Origin of the sequence: Clostridium perfringens ATCC 13124, assembly GCF_000013285.1 — a bacterium.
Lineage (GTDB): Bacteria > Bacillota > Clostridia > Clostridiales > Clostridiaceae > Sarcina > Sarcina perfringens.
The window spans coordinates 1,050,677-1,070,533 of record NC_008261.1 but is presented as its reverse complement, the minus strand read 5'-3'; the positions used below and the strand labels follow the sequence as shown (position 1 = coordinate 1,070,533).

The following is a 19,857-nucleotide window of genomic DNA, read 5'->3' as shown; positions in this document are numbered from 1 at the left end:
AACCTCTCATATAACCTTATCTCTAAATAAATTTTTACTCTATTTAAATATTAACATAATTTTCTAATAAACTTGATTTAAGCAATTGATATTTTTATCTCTTCTTTTTTGAAATTAAAGCAATTAACTAATTTTTCTTTATCTAAATTAATAAATAAATATAAAACTATATTAAAATTTAAACAATATAAATATTTATAAAAAAGCACTAAATCTATTAAATAAATTTAGTGCTTTTTCTTATAAAACTTTCAACAAAACTCAAAAATATATTTATTATAAGACTCTTAATATAAACTAAAAAATTATTATTTTGTAAACATTATTAATCTGAGCTGGATAAGTTTCTTCTATTTTTCCATCATAAATAATTTCTATCCTATCTCCCTCATTTATACAATCTAGAGTATTTTCTTTTCCATCTCTATCAATTATTTCAGCGTCTTCAGTATCAACTGCAATAAGTCCATCTTCATAATTAACTAAAAGACCATATTGAGATTTTTCAACTACATCAGTAACTATGCTTTCCTCTTCTCTATCAAAAAACAAAAAGACTGAAATAATACAAATTAAAAACACTAAAACTCCAATTAAAACCTTCTTCATATTTTTCTCCTTTGCTATTAGTAATTTATATTAATACTCTAAAATCTACATCTTTTTTATTATAAATAAAAAAAACCTTTTTTTCTAGAAATTTAAAAAGCTTTTATATTAATCCTTCTAAAGCTTTGTTACTCTAAAATCTATATTGCTATTCTATTATGATTATAATTTTTTAGAGTATTATAAAGTTTTATTGCTCTAAAAAACAAAATACAATGGCCTAAATTTAGTACCATTGTATTTTCTACTTAAATCAATTTCTATTTAGTTTATATAAAAATATACTTTAAACTAATTATTTAATCTATCCTTAAATTCAGAATACTTCATAACATCTCTTTTCAACAATATATTGAAAGTATCATAATCCTCTTTAGGCATATTATGATTAAAAGTCATAATCTTTAAACTATGTCTCTTACAGCCTTTTCTGTAGGATGGATGTGTATAATCAAAATCTTGTAATTTAAAACCTAATTTCAAATAAAAATTCAATCTTTTTATTGATATCTCATCTATTGGAGGATCTATCTCTAAAATTACATTTTTATTATGGTCACAAAACTCTTTTAACACTCTAGATCCGTAGTTTTTTCCTCTTAACTTAGAATCTATGGCAAAGTGCTCTATATACTTATACCTCCCCATATCCCAATAGAGTAATATTCCTACTATTTCCTCTTTATCATATATAACCTCAAAATGATAGTTTGTATCATCTAAAGCCTTTATTTGATCATCCATTGTTCTTCTTTCAAATATTGGGAAGCTTCCATTGTATATTTCCATTGCCTTATTAAAGCAATTATCATTTGAATTTATTCTTTTAAGATTCATTTTAAACTCCTCCTAACTTCAAATAAATCACTAAATCTTACAGGTATTTTTCATATAAGGTTAATTACACCTATATAAAAGAGAAAACCTTGCTTTTTTAAATCTTATCTCTTTCATCCAATGTTAATTATACCCTCTCCCCTAATACTTAAACAATGTCATACTATGTTCTCATTTAAGGATTTATGTGTGATTAAAATTTCTAACCTAAAATCAATATTCTATTAATAGTAACTACTAAAAAGCTGTTAGCACCTAAAAACAAATATTGTTTAAAAGTATCTAGTTTAGATTTTATTTAATATTTACTCGGAATAGACCTAAAAGCAAATATTGTTTAAAATCATCTATTGTAATGCCAAAAGAAAAGATGTTTTGTACACCTAAAAAATAAAGCTTGTTTAAAAGTAATATTAAATTAATATGTAACCTTAATCTAAAAGTTCCTCAATATCTTTTTCTATTGATTTTGGAGTAGTTTGTGGTGAAAATCTCTTTATTACATTTCCTTCTCTATCCACTAAAAACTTAGTAAAATTCCACTTAATTTTACTTCCAAACATTCCACTTTTCTGTTCTTTTAAGTATGAATATAATAGAGATTCATTTTCTCCATTAACATCAATTTTTTCAAACATAGGGAATGTTACACCAAAATTTAATTTACAAAAGTTCATTATTTCTGAATTACTTCCTGGATCTTGTTCCTTAAATTGATTACAAGGGAATCCTAAAACCTCAAAACCTTCATCCTTATATTTTTCATATAACTCCTCTAATCCATCAAACTGTTTTGTAAAACCACATTTACTAGCAGTATTAACTATTAAAAGAACCTTTCCTCTATATCTTTCTAAACTTACATTTTCTCCATTAATATCTTTTACGCTAATATCATAAATTTCCATACTACTCACCCCATATATTCTAAATTATATTTTTTAAAATTTAATTTTATAAAATTATTTTAATTCTATATGATTAATATGTCAATATACATTTGCATTAATCTAAAAATAATATTTTTTCCATTTTTTAGTAATAATTTTGAAATTCTCTGCATATAAATATCATAGTAGGGGAGTTTTTTGATAATGTACTAATTTGTCTGCTTCTTCATGAATTATGCAAAAAAAACTTCTCACAGCACAATATTCGCCAAACTCTACATCAAATAAAATCTTAATATTTACCTAACCTAATACCAAAATAGAGCTTACTTTTATTAAAAAGTAAGCTCTATGTTTTATACTTCAATCTTATTTTATAATAATTATTACGCTTGGCTTGCCCAATCTGCTGGATAAGTTACATAAATGAATCTAGCATAATCTGGAACTGAGAATTGAATCTTTGATCCTTTAGGTATTAAAATGATTTCACCAGCATCTGCTGAAATCTTTCTTCCATCTATTATTATATCTAAATGACCTTCTATAACATAATCAATTTCATCATAGTTTAAAGTCCAATCAAAAGTAGTTTCTTTCATTTCCATTATTCCAGCACCTAGTCTTGGGCTTTCTTCTAATGTAAATAAATCCTTAGTATAAACTACATCTCTTGGGTTTCCAGTATCTAATCTATTGGATTCATCAACCTTAACTGTTGGAAGCTTAATTGACATTATTCCACTTTTGTCTTTATTTCTTATAAAGTCAACTGAATCATTATTACCTGCTCCAGCAAGCTTTTCTTCAATTATTTGTCTTACTAGTTTTTCTAATAATTCCTTACTTATGTTTTCCATAATTATTTAGCCTCCTCTATTTTTCCTAAAGTTTTCTTTGCTATGAACATTGCAAGAATAACTGCTGTGATTCCTCCAACTAATTTAGCAACTATCATAGGGAATATCATTTCTGGATTAAAACCAGCTGTAAATCCTAAGTGGTCTCCTAATACGAAAGAAGCTGATACTGCAAAGGCAACGTTTATTATTTTTCCTCTGTCATCCATGTCTTTTAACATTCCAAACATTGGGATATTGTTTGCTAAACTAGCAATCATACCAGCTGCAGCTATTTCATTCATTCCTAATATTTTTCCAAGTCCCATTAAAGGTTTCTTAAATACTTTAGTGATTATATAAACTAGTGGGAATGCTCCTGCTAAAACTATAGCTATACTTCCAACTATTTCAATTCCATCTGTTATTGGTGCCATACCAGGTATTATAACAAAGCCTGTTAAAGCTTCTATAATAGCAGCTGCTAAAGCTAAAGTTATAATTATAACAACTATCTTACCAAAAATATTAAATCCTTTTATCATAGCTTCTTCTGCAAAGGCTAAGCCTATAGCTATTAAAATTGCAAATATTATTATTGGAACTAAGTTTTTAAGAACCATCATTGCTGGGAATCCTGCTACTAATCCTCCAACAAAAGCTCCTACTGGTATAGTTATTATTCCTGCTAAAATTCCTGTTGCTAAGAATTTATGGTCTTTCTTTTCTATAATTCCTAAAGATACTGGAATTGTAAATACTATAGTAGCTCCCATCATAGCTCCTATGATTAAACCACTAAACATTCCTGCTTGTGGATCTTGTGCTAAGCTAGCTGCAAGTGGTGCTCCCCCCATATCATTTGCAAGTATTGAACCTGCAAACATTGCTGGATCCGCTCCTAAAGCATTAAATACAGGTGTTACTATTGGTCCTAAAACAGAAGCAAGTACTGGTGCTAAGCATATAACTCCAACCATAGCTAAAGCTAGAGAACCCATTGCCATTATACCTTCTTCAAATTGTTCACCTATTCCAAATTTGTTTCCTAGGCATTTGTCTATAGCTCCTAAAGCCATACATGCAACCATAATATAAACGATAATTTCATTGATAGACATTTCTCTTCCCCCTTATTCTCAAAATATGGACTTAATTATTTTTCATAAATTTATTTAATTAAATTTTTTGCTATCTCACTATGTACAAAAGGAATTATAGAAACATTTATAATGTCCTTTTCTTGTAAAATAGCTTGTCCTTCTCTCATTCCATTTTCTACATTACTTAAATCTCCTGAGACTATATATACAAGCTTTCCACCAATTCCAAAAGCCAGTTGAAGCTTAACTAAATTAACTTCACTGCTTTTTAATGTTTTATCTAGGGCTAATATACCGGAAGAAACCTTTCCCGTTTCCATTATTCCAATTGCTTTATCCTCTATGTTTTTTTGAGAATATTTTCCCTTAAGAGCATTTATTATGTCATGGTGAATAGAGTTTATAATAAAGCTTCCAACTAAATATTTCTCTCCAAGTTTTTCTCCAAATTCTATGGCTTCCTTCACCTCTCCAGCATCTCCATTAACAATTAAAAAGAATTTTCCAGGACAAATACTTTTAAGGTAAGAAACCTCTACAAAAGCTTTTTTTACAACCTCATTTGAAACCTCAATGCCTTTGCTGATACTTCTAAATTCTAAAGCTCCTATACTTTTTTTCATATTAATCCTCTTCAATATCTATAGAATCTACAATACCTACTATGGCAGCATCTATAGGAACTTCTCTATTTCCAATTGATTGTCTTGCAGCACCACCCTTAGTTATAAGAACAATATCTCCAATTCCAGCACCAGCATTATCAGCGGCTACAAACAAGCCCTCTTTTTCCTTATCTTTACTTACAAGAAGCTTAACTATTAAAAACTTTTGTCCATTTAGTTTTTCGTCTTTTCTAGTTGCCCACACATTTCCTACTACTCTTCCTATTTCCATAATAATTCACTCCCAATCCTCTTATTGCCACTTTCCCTAAATACTTTAAACCTTTTTAAAGGTTGTTTATTTTAAATATGGATGATTCTTAAGTTTAATTAGCTTCATAAACAAAAATCATCCATATTTTAAAGAGTTAAGCTACTCTAAGAAAGCACAACATTTAAATTATTTATGCGAATATAATCCTTTGCTAAGGGAGTAATTATAGCTTTTTTATCAACTATTAAGGTTCTTACTCCATTTATGTGAGGCTTTCTTAGATCACTTTCTGATACTAATTTCTTATTTGAAAGATTTATTGTGAACTCATCTGCAATAGCAGTAGTATCTAAGTCCTTTTTTCCTTCAACCTTATTTTCACTACATAAACAAAGATTTTTACTTATTTCTTCTTTAATTCCACTAAAAGAAACTTTTTCATCCTTGCTTTCTATTGAAATCCTATTTAAATCATCTATAACTTCTATGCCATAAGCTAGAAGCTCTTCCTCAAACTTAATATATTTATTGTATAAAACTTTTGGAGCCGTATTTTTGTATTTTCTATACTCAATACCATCCTCAAGAATATAAACTTTCTTACCTTTTAAAAGCATTTCTAAAGCAAAATTTTCTGCCTTTGTTGTACATGTTCCTTGAGCTATGTTGCTAAGTCCCTTAATACAAAGCTTTGATATAAGTAATATGTCGCAATCTTTGCATTCTGATGTTAATGGATTAATATCAAATCCTTTTAAGGCTTCTCTGTAGAAACTTACATTACTCTCTCCAATTACAACAATGGATTTTCTCTTTTCTAAAGAATTGCTTTTACTATTTTCCTCTTGAATTCTCTTGTATATTTCATCTACTAAAAATTCAACTAACTTTTCATAGTCCATATTATCCTTACCCCCTTTCATTTAGAGGCTTCCTCTCACTTACATTAGCTAAAATATTATTTAAATACTCCTAAGATTTTAGGTAGTTAAACTATATAATCCTTTACAAAAGCTTAATATACTAAATTAAGATAACTCTTTAAAACTTCTATATCATTAAATTAGTATAAAGCTTTCTAAAGCATAATTAACTTTTAACTTAATGTATAAGCTTAATATCTTAAATTATTATTTTTCATCTTTTCCAACAATTAAGGCAAAAGTTCCCTTTGAAAATCCGCAGGCATTTGCTTCATCATAATCAATATGCATAAATGTTCTGTAATCTTTGCTAACTCTTACAATTACATCATCAAATATTAAAGGTCTTTTCCCTAAAACCTTAACTTTTACGCTTTCATTGTTACTAACACCAAATTTTATTGCATCCTCTGGTGTCATGTGTATATGTCTTTTAGCAACCATTAGCCCTCTATTTAATGCTATAGAAGCTCTCTCTGTTGAAATTGTTATTTCTGGAGTATTCTCTAAATCTCCACTTAATTTAACTGGAGGTATAGATCCTAGTACTAGAGCATCTGTAAATGAAACTTCCACTTGAGTTTCATTTCTAGGTGGTCCTAAAACCACAACATTATCTATCTTACCTCTAGGCCCTGATATAGTAACTCTCTCTTTACAAGCATACTGACCTGGTTGAGATAAATCTTTTATTCTAGTAAGCTCATGTCCTTCTCCAAATAATATTTCTATATGCTCCCTAGTTAAATGAACATGTCTACCTGAAGCTTCAACTTCTATAAAAGCTTCATCCTTAACTCTTCTGACTACTTCCTCTATAATGTCCTGTAATAGATTGTCCATAGCTTCCTCCTATTTCTCGTACTTTCCTGTTCTAACTTTAAAGATCATAATCCAAAATACTGAGGATAGTCTATTTAAAGCTCTAATTAAATCTTCTCTCTCAACTTGTCCATATTCACCTTTAAAAGCTTCATAAGCTGAAAGCTCTGTTTCTCTAGTTAAAGTTCTTAAAATATTTAGTGCAGCCACTATTTCACCCATTTCATAAGTTGGCATTTCATGTCCTATACCAAAGTATTTTTTAGGGTTATGTGATTTTTCTCTAAGATCCTTTTCTGTCATTCCTTGAAGAGAAAAATCTTCTAAAGGCTCACTTAAAACCTCACATCTCAATATTCTTCCTATAAGATTTAGTATTTCTTGAAGGTCTTCTACAAGTTTATTCATTCCTTGTTTATGACAAAGAACTTGTGTTTCAACAATTCTTGCTTCAAGAGAATCTATCTTACCTCTGAATATTATTCTCTTATGATCTTTAAATACAAGAAGATTGCCTGTTAGATGAGTCATATGCTCTGGCTTTTCATCTAACTTAGCTCCAAAAACAGTTTCATACTTGTATTCTTTTTCCCTAACGACTTCTCTTATTATCTCTTTAGGTTCTGTTTCTTTATTTAATTTTTCTTCTTCAGAATTAACATAAACTAAATTTATATTATGTTCAGCTAAATAAGACTTTGCAGATGGAGTTATTATTTCTCCCTTTACAACCTTAAATTCTTTTAGAGCTTTTAGGTCTTCTCTACTTAATCTTTTTCTTACCTCACCTTCTGTCAAAACAGCCATTTTATCACATCCCCTATTAGATGTATAAAAGGAGTGCATAAAAGACTCTTTATGCAACCCCTAATTACAACTTTTTATTATTCAGCTTTTGGTGCCTTTGGTAATATAGCATCCACTTCAAAGTGTGGTCTTGGGATTACATGTACTGATATTAAATCTCCAACTCTTTCAGCAGCAGCAGCTCCAGCGTCAGTAGCAGCTTTAACAGCTCCAACATCTCCTCTAACCATAACAGTTACTAATCCTCCACCAACTTGTTCTTTTCCTACTAATTGAACATTTGCAGCCTTAACCATTGCGTCAGCAGCTTCTATTGCTCCTACTAATCCTCTAGTTTCGATCATTCCTAATGCGTTTGCGTTTGCCATAACAAATTCCTCCTCAAAATATCCTTCTTAATTTTTTAATTTAGACTTTAATTTGTCTTTAATTTAATTTTAAACCTTTTTAGTTAAAATTTCACATAGAGCTTTTAACTCCAAAATCTTAGTATTAATGTATTTTTACATCTTTTTAATTTGAATTATTTAAAAATTTTATATTTATCTATTAGCCTAAAGAAACTTCTCTAGACTTTTAATATAGCCTTAGTCCTAAGACCTAATTTTCCTAAGACTAAAACATATTAAGCCTTTTTATATCTTTTCATTTCTATGTAATGAAAATTATCTATAATATTAAATAAGTCTTTAATTTATATTAGAATCCAATTATCTTAAAAATTACTTAAGTTCCTCAATAATCTTCTTAACTAATAAGTTTATTAATTCTTCCTTGTCACCTAAATCTAAACTTGCAGCAACTTCCTTTGTAGCTCCTACAGCTAACTCTCTAATATCTTCAAGTTCTCTAACTCCATAAGCTACATTTCTCGTATTCATTAAATCTAATGGTCCTATGTTATGTGATGTAGAACTTCCTCCAACTGCACCACATCCTAATGTTAAGGCAGGTACTAAGTTGATTGTAGCTCCTATTCCACCAAGAGCTCCTGGTGAATTTACTACCATTCTTGAAACCGGCATTTCTAATGCGAATCTCTTAACAAGCTCCTCATTATTTGCATGCATACAGAATGTATGTCCAGCTCCTTCATTTAGTAATATTTCTCTACATCTATTTAATACAGCATCTACATTCTCTTCTACAAAGAAAGTTAAAATAGTTGTTAACTTTTCTCTTGAGAATGGATACTTATGTCCAACATGGCACTCTCTTGGAATTAAAACTCTTGCCCAAGATGGAATTCCTTCTAAACCAGCTAATTTAGCTATGTCTTGAGGAGTTTTTCCAACTATTTGTGGATTCATAGTTCCATTTGCTCTCATTACAAATTTAGATAGTTGATTTGCTTGTTCTTCAGTTAAGAAGTAAGCTCCTTGTTCTTTTAATTCTCTAACAACTTCATCTTCCATAGCTTTTTCAACTACTATTGATTGTTCTGAAGCACATATTGTTCCATTATCAAAAGTTTTAGAATCTAATATTCTCTTAACTGCTAACTTAACATCCGCACTCTTATCTATGAATGCTGGTCCATTTCCTGGTCCAACACCTATAGCTGGTGTTCCTGATGAATAAGCAGCTCTAACCATTGCTTCTCCACCTGTTGCTAGGATTAATGAAGTATCTTTATTCTTCATAAGTTCATTAGTTCCTTCTATTGAAGGTACTGTAATGCATCCTATAGCTCCTTCTGGACAACCTGCTCTCTCAGCAGCCTTAGCTATTATCTTAGCTGTTTCAATAATACATTTTTTTGCACTTGGATGTGGTGATAAAACAATTGCATTTCTAGCTTTTATTGAAATCATAGCTTTGTAGATTGCTGTTGAAGTTGGATTTGTTGATGGTATAAGTCCTGCAACTACTCCTACTGGCACCATAATTTTAAATGCTCTTTTCTCAACATTTTCCTCTACTATTCCAACAGTTTTTGTATCCTTTATTGATTCATAAACTGTTCTTGCAGCAAAAACATTTTTTAATACTTTATCTTCCCATTTACCAAATCCTGTTTCCTCATTTGCCATCTTAGCAAGTTTTTCAGAATTTTCATAAGCAGCATCAGATATAGCTTTAACTATTCTATCTATGTCTTGTTGACTCATACGGGCTAACTTACTTTGAGCTTCTTTAGCCTTTCTTATAAGTCCCCTAGTTTCCTGTATGGAAACTAAGTCTTTATCTAAAAACTCCATTAACTGTCACCTTCTTCATTATATTTTAGTAATATATCTACTAAATCTTTCTTCTTTAGAGACTTAAGCTTATTAGAAGTTATATTAATATTTAAGGATTTTATTTTCTTTCTTAATTCCTTAACACTCATTTTAGATATTTCTTTTATATCTATAGAATCAGCTTCTTTATTCTCTGTGGTCTTATCCTCTGTCAGTTCAGGTTTTATAATAACTTCTTCTAAAGATTCTTTTGAGCTTTCTTTATTTTGAGAGATTTCAAAAACTTCTATTTCATCTAAGTGAGATTCACCTTCTATTTTTTCAGAAATTTCTTCTACTTCATCATTAATATTTTTAACATATTCAACAACATCTTCTTGTAGGCTTTCTTCTTTAGATTCTGTTTCCTCTATAATAGCTTCTGTAATTTCCTCTCTTATCTCTTCAAAAACCTCTTTAATATCTTCTTCCAACTCTTGAATTTCTTCTTGTATCTCTTCTTCTGAACTTTTACTATTCATTAAAAGATTCTCTACCTCATCATCAAGTCTTGGAATTACATGAGCACTTCTTAAACTTCCAATTCTACTTGCATAATTTTCAGCAGATTCCACTGCAGCTTGTACAGCATCTACATCTCCTGTAATCTTTACAGTTACAATTCCTCCAGTAACCTTTTCTATTCCAATCAAATCAACACTTGCAGCTTTTAAGGCTGTATCTGCAGCACATATGGCTGGTACATATCCTATAAATTCTATTAATCCTAAAGCTTTTCCCATATCTTTAGCCTATTAGAATCCTAATGGATTACTAGCTACTGATTGTACTGCCTCTGCAAAGGCATCACATGCTGCTTTACATGCTGATTGTGATCCTGTAAGTAAGGCTCCTGCAAAGTTTGTTTCTGTTGGAGGTGCAAAGAATTCACACATTTCAACATCTGCAGCCTTTAATGCTGCATCTAAAGCATACATTGCTTCTAATGGAGGAGCTACTAAGTAAGCTAAAGCTTCACCTTCTCTTATTCCTGCTGTTTTTGAAAGATATGATCCAGTTCTTGATACACATTGAGCATAGTAACAAATTGAATCATCTTCATTTGCACTTACAAATCCAACTCCACTATCAATGAAATCTAAAGTAGCATTTAATCCACTTCTAACTTCAGCAGGACTTGGTCCAGCTAAGATACCAATTACTTCTCCAGCTAATTTTGTTGAAGCATTTCCAGCTCCAGCATACATTGATCTAGCATAAACTACATCTACTTCTGCTGCCTTTGTAGCCTCATCTAAAGCTGTATAAGTTACATCATCACAGTCTGCTGTGATTAATCCTAAACTCTTGTGATGTGGTTCTAATTCTAATTTTTTAGCCATTTCTGGACTAACATTTGATATTATCTTAACGCTTAAAACATTAGGACGTATTAAATCATTTTTCATGCTTAATTCCCTCCAAACTTATTATTTAAGATCTATTCCTGAAGCTTTTTTATCTAACATTGTTTTTATTAACTCTGCAATGTGAGCTCCTGCTTCAACGGCAGTTGTTCCACCTTTATGAATGTTTGATATAACAGTTCTTTTAGCTTCTGGCATTCCAACCTTTGGTTTATATGCTATATATGCTGACATTGACTCAGCAGTTACAAGACCTGGTCTTTCTCCAACTAGTAAGCAAACAACATCTGCTCCAGTTGCTTCTCCTACAGCATCCATAGCTGGAACTCTACAATATTTAACAAATAATATAGGTCCAACATTTAAACCATACATTTTTAATCCTTGCTCTATTGAAGGAAGAATATCTTCTACGTTAGCTTCTATTGCAGCTGAACTTAAACCATCTCCAACCATTATTTGAACCTTAGGATTTTTATCACATTTTTCTTTTATGATCTCTGTTGTTTCTGGTGAAAATCTTCTTCCAAGGTCTGGACGAGTTACATATTCATCTTTATCAGTACACATAGTTTTCACAGGTATAAAATTATTTTTCTTTATGAATTCCTCTGAAACATCTGAGAATACTGAGTCTTGTGCAGCAGCATGGTCAGCTCTCATTCTTAAAGCTGTTATAGTTTTATATCTAGCTCCTGCTCTTCCTGATCCTAATCTAGCTGGAGTTTTAGCTTTCATTTCTAAGTAAGCCTCTCTATCAGCTGGATTATCAACTAAAAGTTGTTTCTTTATATCTATCTCTGTAATATCTGGTATAAATTCATCACTTTCCACTTGAGATTGATTTTTTGAAACTTCCTTAACCACTTTTTCTACTGATTGCATATCAACTTGTCCAACCATTTGGCTAACTAATTGCTCAACCATTAGTTTTAAATCTTTTTCGTTCATAACTCTCTTCTCCCTCCTATCCTAAAAGTACAGATGCATCTCCTGCTTTTTTAGTAAGCTTTCCATTTTCGTCTACGAATCCCATTTCAACTAACCAATCTTGGAACTCTTTAATAGCTGTTAATCCAAACATTTCTCTTAAAGCTGCTGTTTCATGGTATCCTGTAGTTTGATAGTTAAGCATTACGTCATCTCCATGTGGAATTCCCATGAAATAAGTACATCCTGCTGTTGTTAATAATACAGCTAAGTTTTCTATATCATTTTGATCTGCTTTCATGTGGTTTGTATAACATGCATCACATCCCATTGGTATTCCTGTTAATTTACCCATGAAGTGGTCTTCAAGACCTGCTCTTATAACTTGTTTTGAATCATATAAATACTCTGGTCCTATGAATCCAACAACTGTGTTAACTAAGAATGGTTGGAATCTCTTAGCGAATCCATAACATCTAGCTTCCATAGTTACTTGGTCAACTCCATGGTGAGCATCTGATGAAAGCTCTGAACCTTGTCCTGTTTCAAAGTACATTACATTTGGTCCTGTAGCCGTTCCTTGTTTTAAAGCTAATTGTCTAGCTTCTTCTATAGTTGCTGCATTAAATCCAAAAGCTTCATTTCCCTTTTCAGAACCTGCTATTGATTGGAATATTAGGTCTGTAGGCGCCCCTTGTCTTATAGCTTCCATTTGAGTTGTTACGTGAGCTAGTACACAAGTTTGAGTTGGTATTTTAAATTTTCTTTTTATTTCATCAAATCTCTTTAATACTTTAGTAACACTCTCAACAGAGTCATCAACTGGGTTTAATCCTAAAACTGCATCTCCAACACCAAAAGTTAATCCTTCTAATAATGAAGCCATTATTCCATCTGGATCATCTGTTGGATGGTTTGGTTGAAGTCTTGCAGATAAAGTTCCCTTTTCACCTATTGTTGTGTTACAGTGAGCTGTTACCTTTATCTTTCTTGCTCCATATATTAAGTCCATATTAGACATTAATTTTGCTACAGCTGCTACCATTTCAGAAGTTAAACCTCTTGAAATTCTTCTAATATCAGCACCTGTTGTATTTTCATCTAATATCCACTCTCTAAATTCAGATACTGTCCAATGTTTTATTTCATTGTATATTTTTTCATTTACATCATCTTGAATTATTCTAGTTACCTCATCTATTTCATAAGGAACTGCTGGGTTATTTCTTAAATCCTCTAAAGTTATATTTGATAATACAACCTTTGCTGCTACTCTTTCTTCTGAAGACTCTGCTGCTAATCCAGCTAATCTATCTCCTGATTTCTCTTCGTTTGCCTTAGCCATAACCTCATTTAAAGATTTGAAAGCATAGACTTTTCCAAATAATTTTGTTTTTAAAATCATTTCTTATCCTCCTTCCAACTAGTTGAAAACTAATGTTTTTATAACAACAGGTAATACTTTCCCATCTGCAATTGGTGTTCCAAGGTCTATGTAATCTCCATTTTCAACCTTAATACCATCAATACATATAATTTCTTTTTGGAAATTAAGTAAGGAATATATTGCTTGTCCTAAAACCTTAGCCATATCATTTTCAACAACTACTATTAGTTGTCCCTCTTTCTCAATCAAATCCTTCATTCCATTTACAAGACCTTTTGCATACTCCTGTATCTCTTTAAAGGATGGATTCTTTTTACCATTAATAGCTATTGCTATCTTTTGAAAGTCATTTTCTAACCTGAACCATTCTATTTTTTTCTTAAGAGCTGTTTCTAATTCATAAGAACCTTGACTTTCATCTTCTAAACTAAGCTTTAATATTGGTAAATTTTTTATTGGGAAACTATCCTTTGTGTAAGTAATTGTACTTCCACTTATTTCTGTTGTATGAGAGCCAGCTCCCACAACAGTTGCTCTTATTGTTTCAATAGATCTTACTACTTTAAGCTTCTTACATAAATCTGAATTTTTAATAGCTTGCCCTAGTATTATTCCTATATCTCCATATTTAAAATAGTCTTGGATTTCTCCCTCATAATATATATAATCTGCAACTCCTCCTGAGAAGGATATGCATTTTATCTCATTTTCTAAAGCTATACTTTTATTAGTTACTATGTAATCAAAGTATTCATCCTTAGGTCTTAAACCAACACTTTCCTCTAACCAAGAAACCATAATATTAACTACTGGTTTAATGTTTTCTACGGTTGCCTTAGTTCCTATTTCTAGACCTAAATTCTTTTCTTTTATTATTTTTTCTATTTTAGGTGAAATATATATTATCTCTCTTGTATTTGGATTAATCTTTATAAGTCTTCCACCTACATCTAGACAGCCAGTCTCCTTAACTTCACCTCTTAAAAAAAGTGCAAGGTTACTTGTACCTCCTCCAATGTCCATATTTACAACACTGGTTGAATGTTCCTTAGAATAAATATGTGCTCCAGCACCCTTTCCAGCTATTATACTTTCTAAATCTGGTCCAGCTGTTGCCACAACAAAGTCTCCAGCAAATCCACTCAATGTGTGTAATACATCGTTTGCATTTTCTTTTCTAGCTGTCTCCCCTGTTATTATTACAGCACCTGTTTGAATATCATCCTTATTTATTCCAGCCTTTTTATATTCTTCTTCAATAATTTCTTTTATTTTTCTTCCATCTATTTCAGTATTTGAAATAAGTGGTGTAAAGTAAACATCACTTCTATAGATAATTTCCTTATCTACAATACTTATTCTTGGAACGGTAAAAGCTGATGCTTCATTTTCAACTATTAACTTAGAAAATATAAGCTGAGTTGTACTTGTGCCTATATCTATTCCAACACTTAAAAGTTCCTCTCTCATCCTTTCACCCCCTTAATATTTTTTAAAATTCATAAGCTGTTATTTTTCATATCAACTTATAATACTCTAATTAAATTTCTTAACTTAAATAATTATTTTAAAGAACTAAAAAGGCTTAAAGCTACAGAAATAAACCTGATTTAAAAATCTAAGTTTTATTTTCTATAACCTTAAGCCTCATTGCTCAATTCAAACCACTACTTCGCAGTTCATAGTTATTTAAATTCTTCATTTTCTTCAATTTTAAAATTTAATAGTACCTTGGTTCCTTCTTTGTTAGAAGTTATATTCATACTTCCTTTTAGCTGATCCTTTATGTAACTATTAACTATGAATAATCCTAAATTATTATTGTTAATCAAACCTAAGTCAAATCCACATCCATCATCCACAACAGCTATGGCTTTATCTTCTCCATCACTTTGTATTAGAATCTGTATTGTACCTTCATCTTTATTAATAAATGCATGATCAAAACAATTTTGTATAAGTTCATTCATTATTAAGAGTAATCCAGTTAGCTTTTCTCCATCTATATAAAAATTATTTCCTGTTATATAGATGTTTATGTTAGATCCATACCAACTTTTCTTTATGTTTTCTGTTAGTACCTCAAGTGCATCTCTAACCTTAATATTATTTCCTTGAGATTTAGATAATAAATCGTGAGTAGTAGCAATGGCAAGTATTCTGTTTACACTTTCCTGTAAATATTCCTTAGCCTCTTCACTTTTGCATCTTCTACTTTGACTTCTAAGTAATGCGGCTGCTGTTTGCAAACTATTTTTAACCCTATGATGAGCTTCTCTTAGTGCCACTGATTTTAAAACTAACTCAGCCTCTTTATTTTTAACATCACTTATGTCCTTTATTATCTCAATTATTCTTAAATTTTCTTTATCTATAAAGGTTCTACTTAATTCAAAATAAGAATTTTTCACTTGAACCTCTATTATTTGTTTTAAGTCACTCTTTTCTCCAATAACATTTGAAAGATCTTCAAACTTGGAATTATCTAAAGACAATTTATTAAAATCATCTCCATAGTCTATACTTTTATATCCTAAACTACTATATATATTATCTGCTTTAGTATTTTTTATAACAAGCTTTCCTTTTTTATCAAAAACAAGTATTCCATCATGAAGATTATTTGTTATTAAAGTACCTTCTCTTAAAAGATTTAAAAAACCTTTTGATTCTGAACTTTCATTTGCAGAACTTATGTCAATTTTGAAATCACTTTCAAGCTCATTACTAATATCTTTTTCTACTATAACAACTCCTACAACCTTTTCTTCATTAAGAATTGGATGTATTCTTTGTTTTACAAACTTATTTTCTTGAGTCAGTGCTTTTATATCCTTATTAACTGTTCCATTTTTTAATGTTTCTATAACACCTGGCTCATTTTCCTTTAAAGCTTTTTTTCCAACTACTTTTTCTTTATATAATGAAGGCTTATCTTTTGGAATAGCATGCTCTACCACAATAGCAAAGTTTCCCTCTTTATCTAAAACATCTATAAATGCATCACTTTCATAAAAGTCAGCCATAATCTGTAGAGATTTTGAAACTTCTCTTATTTTATTTATCTCCTCTTCACTTAAAAGAGTATATTCTTTACATAGTGTTCCAATCATTAATTATCCCTCATAACCAACAATTATTATTTTTGCTATTTCAGCCATGGTAGTTCTTCTATCCATACTTAATTTTCTTATTCTGTTATAAGCATCATTCTCATTTGAGTTTAATTGCTTAACAAGTATTCCTTTTGCCTTCTCTATTAACTTTCTATCATTTAATTTATTGTTTATTTTATCATAATCTTTTTTTAGTTCATCAAATTCTTCTGCCTTTGATAAGCACATTTCTACAGTAGGAATAAATACCTTCTCATTTACAGGCTTAATCATATATCCAAAGGCTCCTACTTCTTTAGCCATTTCAATATACTTTTTGTCTTCAAATGCTGTTAATAATATTACGCCCCCAACTAATTTTTCCTTAGTTAATACCTTACTAGCTTTTATTCCATCTAATAAAGGCATATCTATGTCCATTAAAACTAAGCTAGGATTATATTTCTTACAAACTTCAATTGCTTCAAAACCATCAGAAGCCTCTCCTACAACATCGTATCCATTAGCCTCTAAAATTTCTCTTGTATCCATTCTTGTAATAGGCTCATCATCGACTATTACTATAGTTCTTTTCATTAACAGTTCACCTCAAATTAAAATTTGTTTAGATAATTAAATAACTCTTTAATTCCTACATCATCTACTGTATCAACTTTAAATATTTTACTTACTCCAGCTAAATTTAATCTCTCTTCTGCTACTTCTATTTCTGACTCGTCCTTAGCTAGATTTATCTTTGTGATAATACCTATAACATCTTTACAAAACATACTTGCAAACCCCGGAGCAATATAATTTTCCTCTGAGGTACAATCATATACTAAAGCTATAATATCAGCATCTGCTGCTGTAACTATTAAAGCAGTATAGTATCCCCTGTTTTCCATATATTCTCCTGGAGTATCTATGGCATTATCATAAAGTTCTATGGCTTGAGTTTTCTTATATTTTATTTCTAGATTGTTTAAGGCTTGACATAAGGTTGTTTTTCCACATCCTGTCTTACCCATAAATATTACTCTTCCCATATATTAAGTCCTCGTGATCTTAGTTGATGAGAAATTTAAAATGTTACCTAAAACATCTAAAACTTCATTTAAGGCTGACTCAACGGAACTTATATCACCAGTTACTACTAAAGATCCACTAAATCTATCTATAAAACCTAATGAAACTCCTGAAGCCTTTGTAGCAACATCTGCCGCAATAATAGAGGCTTCACTTGGTGTTATAGTTAATATTCCTATGGCATCCTTTTTATCCACTATAAGACCTAATTTTTTATATATGTCCTCATTAGGATTTGCTATTATATGAGCAAGTGTAACTTGTTTCCCTGGTACATATTCTTGTATAATTCTCTGTTTTGACTCTTCTCCCATATGCTTCTCACCTTACTTTCCCACGTTAAATTATTGACTAGTTAAATCCTTTTCATAACTATTTAATAAAAAAGCTCCTTAAAGTTTCATTCCTATCTTTAAGTAAATGAAATACCTTTAAGAAGCTACATTGCTCGAAAACTTAATCACACCTTTGTGATATCTTTATTATAAATTTTAATAGGCCCTTTGTCAATATATTCACATATTTTTCATATTATTTTGTCATATTAATAAATTTATTGTCTTTTATCTGATTCTTTATTAAGTATATATCTATGCCTATCTAAAATAAGCTCCAAAAAAGGATAATTTCTAAGCATATCAATCCTATTTTGAAGCTTATAAAAAAACTATTTAATTTTGTTTAAAATAGATATTATATCATTTTCATCTGGCACTCTTGGATTACTTTCTGTACATGCATCCTTTAATGCTAATTGAGCTATTTCATTTTCTAAACTCTTTAGTTCATCACAATTAACTTTACACTCTCTTAAAGTTGTAGGCATATTCATTGCCTTTTGCATCTTTTTAATTTCATTTATAAGATTTTTTACTAATCCTCTAGTATTTGATCCTTGTAATCCAACCATTTTAGCTATTTTAGCATATTTTTCTGCAGCTTCACTAAATTCCTTAGAATTATAGCTTGTTATGTTTGCATTATATTCTATTACATGTGGTAATAATATTGAGTTAGTTCTTCCATGAGGAACATGGAATTTTCCTCCTAAAACATGGGCAATACCATGGTTTACTCCTAAAGAAGCCTCATTAAAGGCTAAACCAGCTAAACATGAGGCATTATGCATTTTTTCTCTAGCTTCTATATCATTTCCATTTTCATAAGCTTTTAATAAATATTTAAAAACTAAAGTAGCTGCTTTTTCAGCTAAAGCATCTGAAAAGTCTGTTGCATTTTTAGAAACATATGCTTCTAATGCATGAGTAAGTACATCCATTCCTGTATCAGCAGTTATAAAATTTGGAACTGTTTTAACAAGTTCTGGATCTAAAATTGCTATGTCTGGTAATAATTCATCTGATACTAAAGGATATTTAACTCCTTTTTGCTTATCTGTTATTACGGAAAATGAAGTTACCTCTGAGCCTGTACCACTTGTTGTTGGTATAGCTATAAACTTAATATCATTTAATTTAACTAATTTTTTAGAAAAATCTATTATTGCCTTAGTTGCATCTATAGCAGACCCTCCCCCTAAAGCAATAACAACATCAGGATTAAAATCTTTAAGCATTTCTATTCCACTTACAACTAACTCAATAGGTGGATCTGGAACTATTTCACTAAATACAAAAACCTCAGATGATGTAAGGTTATTAGTTAATTTTTCTATAGTCCCTGACTTAACCATAAAAGGATCTGTTACTATAAAAACTTTTTTATTCTTAAGTTCCTTTAGGTAATCTAAGGCTCCTTCTCCAAAAAGTATTTCTGTCTTAATCTTAAACCTTTTCATTTTTAGCTCCCCTCTTTTTATTAATTATGGGTAAGAGCTTATTTATAAGTATATTTTTAGTTTACGGGTAGTTTTTTTGTTGATCTTTCTTGTTTAATATAATTAAGGTGAATTTTTAATTATAAATAAAAATTGGCTATTTCCAAAAATATACTTATAAAAAAATAAGAAGCTCCATAGGGATTTCCTATGGAGCTTCTTTGCTCTCTAAACACCACATCGTGTTATTTTTAATATACTCTTTTAAAAAAAACTTGTCA

General features: G+C 30.2%; 22 protein-coding genes. All 22 read right to left on the bottom strand.

All coding sequences use genetic code 11. The annotated features are described in order from the left end of the window. Positions 1-297 precede the first annotated feature (297 nt). Entirely contained in the window at positions 298-609 is a 312-nt protein-coding gene (locus tag CPF_RS04470; RefSeq protein ID WP_003459816.1) for a hypothetical protein, read from the bottom strand. 291 nt (positions 610-900) lie between these two features. Continuing rightward, positions 901-1,446, bottom strand: a complete 546-nt coding sequence (locus tag CPF_RS04465) for a GNAT family N-acetyltransferase (protein WP_003474278.1) — start codon at positions 1,444-1,446, stop codon at positions 901-903. 431 nt (positions 1,447-1,877) lie between these two features. Continuing rightward, positions 1,878-2,354, bottom strand: coding sequence for a glutathione peroxidase (locus tag CPF_RS04460; protein WP_011590429.1), 477 nt, complete (start codon positions 2,352-2,354; stop codon positions 1,878-1,880). 368 nt (positions 2,355-2,722) lie between these two features. Then, complete coding sequence (locus CPF_RS04455) at positions 2,723-3,196, bottom strand: cupin domain-containing protein (RefSeq protein ID WP_003453912.1); 474 nt, start codon at positions 3,194-3,196, stop codon at positions 2,723-2,725. Positions 3,197-3,198: 2 nt separating this feature from the next. Beyond that, the gene (eutH, locus tag CPF_RS04450) at positions 3,199-4,296 is read right to left on the bottom strand and encodes an ethanolamine utilization protein EutH (protein WP_003454016.1); all 1,098 of its coding nucleotides are present in this window, start codon (positions 4,294-4,296) and stop codon (positions 3,199-3,201) included. Between the two features lie 50 nt (positions 4,297-4,346). Beyond that, complete coding sequence (locus tag CPF_RS04445) at positions 4,347-4,901, bottom strand: ethanolamine utilization microcompartment shell protein (RefSeq protein WP_011590428.1); 555 nt, start codon at positions 4,899-4,901, stop codon at positions 4,347-4,349. 1 nt (position 4,902) lies between these two features. Beyond that, positions 4,903-5,175, bottom strand: coding sequence for a EutN/CcmL family microcompartment protein (locus tag CPF_RS04440; protein WP_003453956.1), 273 nt, complete (start codon positions 5,173-5,175; stop codon positions 4,903-4,905). 146 nt (positions 5,176-5,321) lie between these two features. Then, a complete protein-coding gene (locus tag CPF_RS04435; RefSeq protein ID WP_003455851.1) occupies positions 5,322-6,080 on the bottom strand; it encodes a TIGR02536 family ethanolamine utilization protein in 759 nt (252 codons plus the stop codon). A 207-nt stretch (positions 6,081-6,287) separates the two neighbouring features. Beyond that, positions 6,288-6,923, bottom strand: coding sequence for an ethanolamine utilization phosphate acetyltransferase EutD (eutD, locus tag CPF_RS04430; protein WP_003455694.1), 636 nt, complete (start codon positions 6,921-6,923; stop codon positions 6,288-6,290). 9 nt (positions 6,924-6,932) lie between these two features. Continuing rightward, positions 6,933-7,709, bottom strand: a complete 777-nt coding sequence (locus CPF_RS04425) for an ethanolamine utilization cobalamin adenosyltransferase (RefSeq protein WP_011590427.1) — start codon at positions 7,707-7,709, stop codon at positions 6,933-6,935. Between the two features lie 77 nt (positions 7,710-7,786). Then, positions 7,787-8,077 carry an ethanolamine utilization microcompartment protein EutM gene (eutM, locus tag CPF_RS04420; RefSeq protein ID WP_003453976.1) on the bottom strand — a complete coding sequence of 97 codons (291 nt, stop codon included), beginning with the start codon at positions 8,075-8,077 and terminating at the stop codon, positions 7,787-7,789. A gap of 354 nt (positions 8,078-8,431) precedes the next feature. Then, positions 8,432-9,910, bottom strand: a complete 1,479-nt coding sequence (locus CPF_RS04415) for an acetaldehyde dehydrogenase (acetylating) (RefSeq protein WP_011590426.1) — start codon at positions 9,908-9,910, stop codon at positions 8,432-8,434. After that, positions 9,910-10,674 carry a BMC domain-containing protein gene (locus tag CPF_RS04410; protein ID WP_011590425.1) on the bottom strand — a complete coding sequence of 255 codons (765 nt, stop codon included), beginning with the start codon at positions 10,672-10,674 and terminating at the stop codon, positions 9,910-9,912. Before CPF_RS04410 ends, CPF_RS04415 begins: the two co-directional genes overlap by 1 nt. A gap of 12 nt (positions 10,675-10,686) precedes the next feature. After that, complete coding sequence (gene eutL, locus CPF_RS04405; protein ID WP_003461990.1) at positions 10,687-11,340, bottom strand: ethanolamine utilization microcompartment protein EutL; 654 nt, start codon at positions 11,338-11,340, stop codon at positions 10,687-10,689. Positions 11,341-11,361: 21 nt separating this feature from the next. Next, the gene (eutC, locus tag CPF_RS04400; RefSeq protein WP_003454028.1) at positions 11,362-12,249 is read right to left on the bottom strand and encodes an ethanolamine ammonia-lyase subunit EutC; all 888 of its coding nucleotides are present in this window, start codon (positions 12,247-12,249) and stop codon (positions 11,362-11,364) included. A gap of 16 nt (positions 12,250-12,265) precedes the next feature. Next, positions 12,266-13,633, bottom strand: coding sequence for an ethanolamine ammonia-lyase subunit EutB (locus CPF_RS04395; RefSeq protein WP_004457163.1), 1,368 nt, complete (start codon positions 13,631-13,633; stop codon positions 12,266-12,268). An 18-nt stretch (positions 13,634-13,651) separates the two neighbouring features. Next, positions 13,652-15,085, bottom strand: a complete 1,434-nt coding sequence (gene eutA / locus CPF_RS04390; RefSeq protein WP_011590424.1) for an ethanolamine ammonia-lyase reactivating factor EutA — start codon at positions 15,083-15,085, stop codon at positions 13,652-13,654. A 215-nt stretch (positions 15,086-15,300) separates the two neighbouring features. Continuing rightward, complete coding sequence (locus CPF_RS04385) at positions 15,301-16,728, bottom strand: sensor histidine kinase (RefSeq protein ID WP_003455831.1); 1,428 nt, start codon at positions 16,726-16,728, stop codon at positions 15,301-15,303. A 3-nt stretch (positions 16,729-16,731) separates the two neighbouring features. After that, positions 16,732-17,307, bottom strand: a complete 576-nt coding sequence (locus CPF_RS04380; RefSeq protein WP_003453802.1) for an ANTAR domain-containing response regulator — start codon at positions 17,305-17,307, stop codon at positions 16,732-16,734. 17 nt (positions 17,308-17,324) lie between these two features. After that, positions 17,325-17,759: a EutP/PduV family microcompartment system protein gene (locus tag CPF_RS04375; RefSeq protein ID WP_011590423.1), complete on the bottom strand. Its 435-nt coding sequence runs from the start codon at positions 17,757-17,759 to the stop codon at positions 17,325-17,327. 3 nt (positions 17,760-17,762) lie between these two features. Next, positions 17,763-18,113: an ethanolamine utilization microcompartment protein EutS gene (gene eutS, locus CPF_RS04370; RefSeq protein ID WP_003453843.1), complete on the bottom strand. Its 351-nt coding sequence runs from the start codon at positions 18,111-18,113 to the stop codon at positions 17,763-17,765. Positions 18,114-18,466: 353 nt separating this feature from the next. After that, positions 18,467-19,597: a 1-propanol dehydrogenase PduQ gene (locus tag CPF_RS04365; protein ID WP_003455712.1), complete on the bottom strand. Its 1,131-nt coding sequence runs from the start codon at positions 19,595-19,597 to the stop codon at positions 18,467-18,469. Positions 19,598-19,857: the final 260 nt, after the last annotated feature.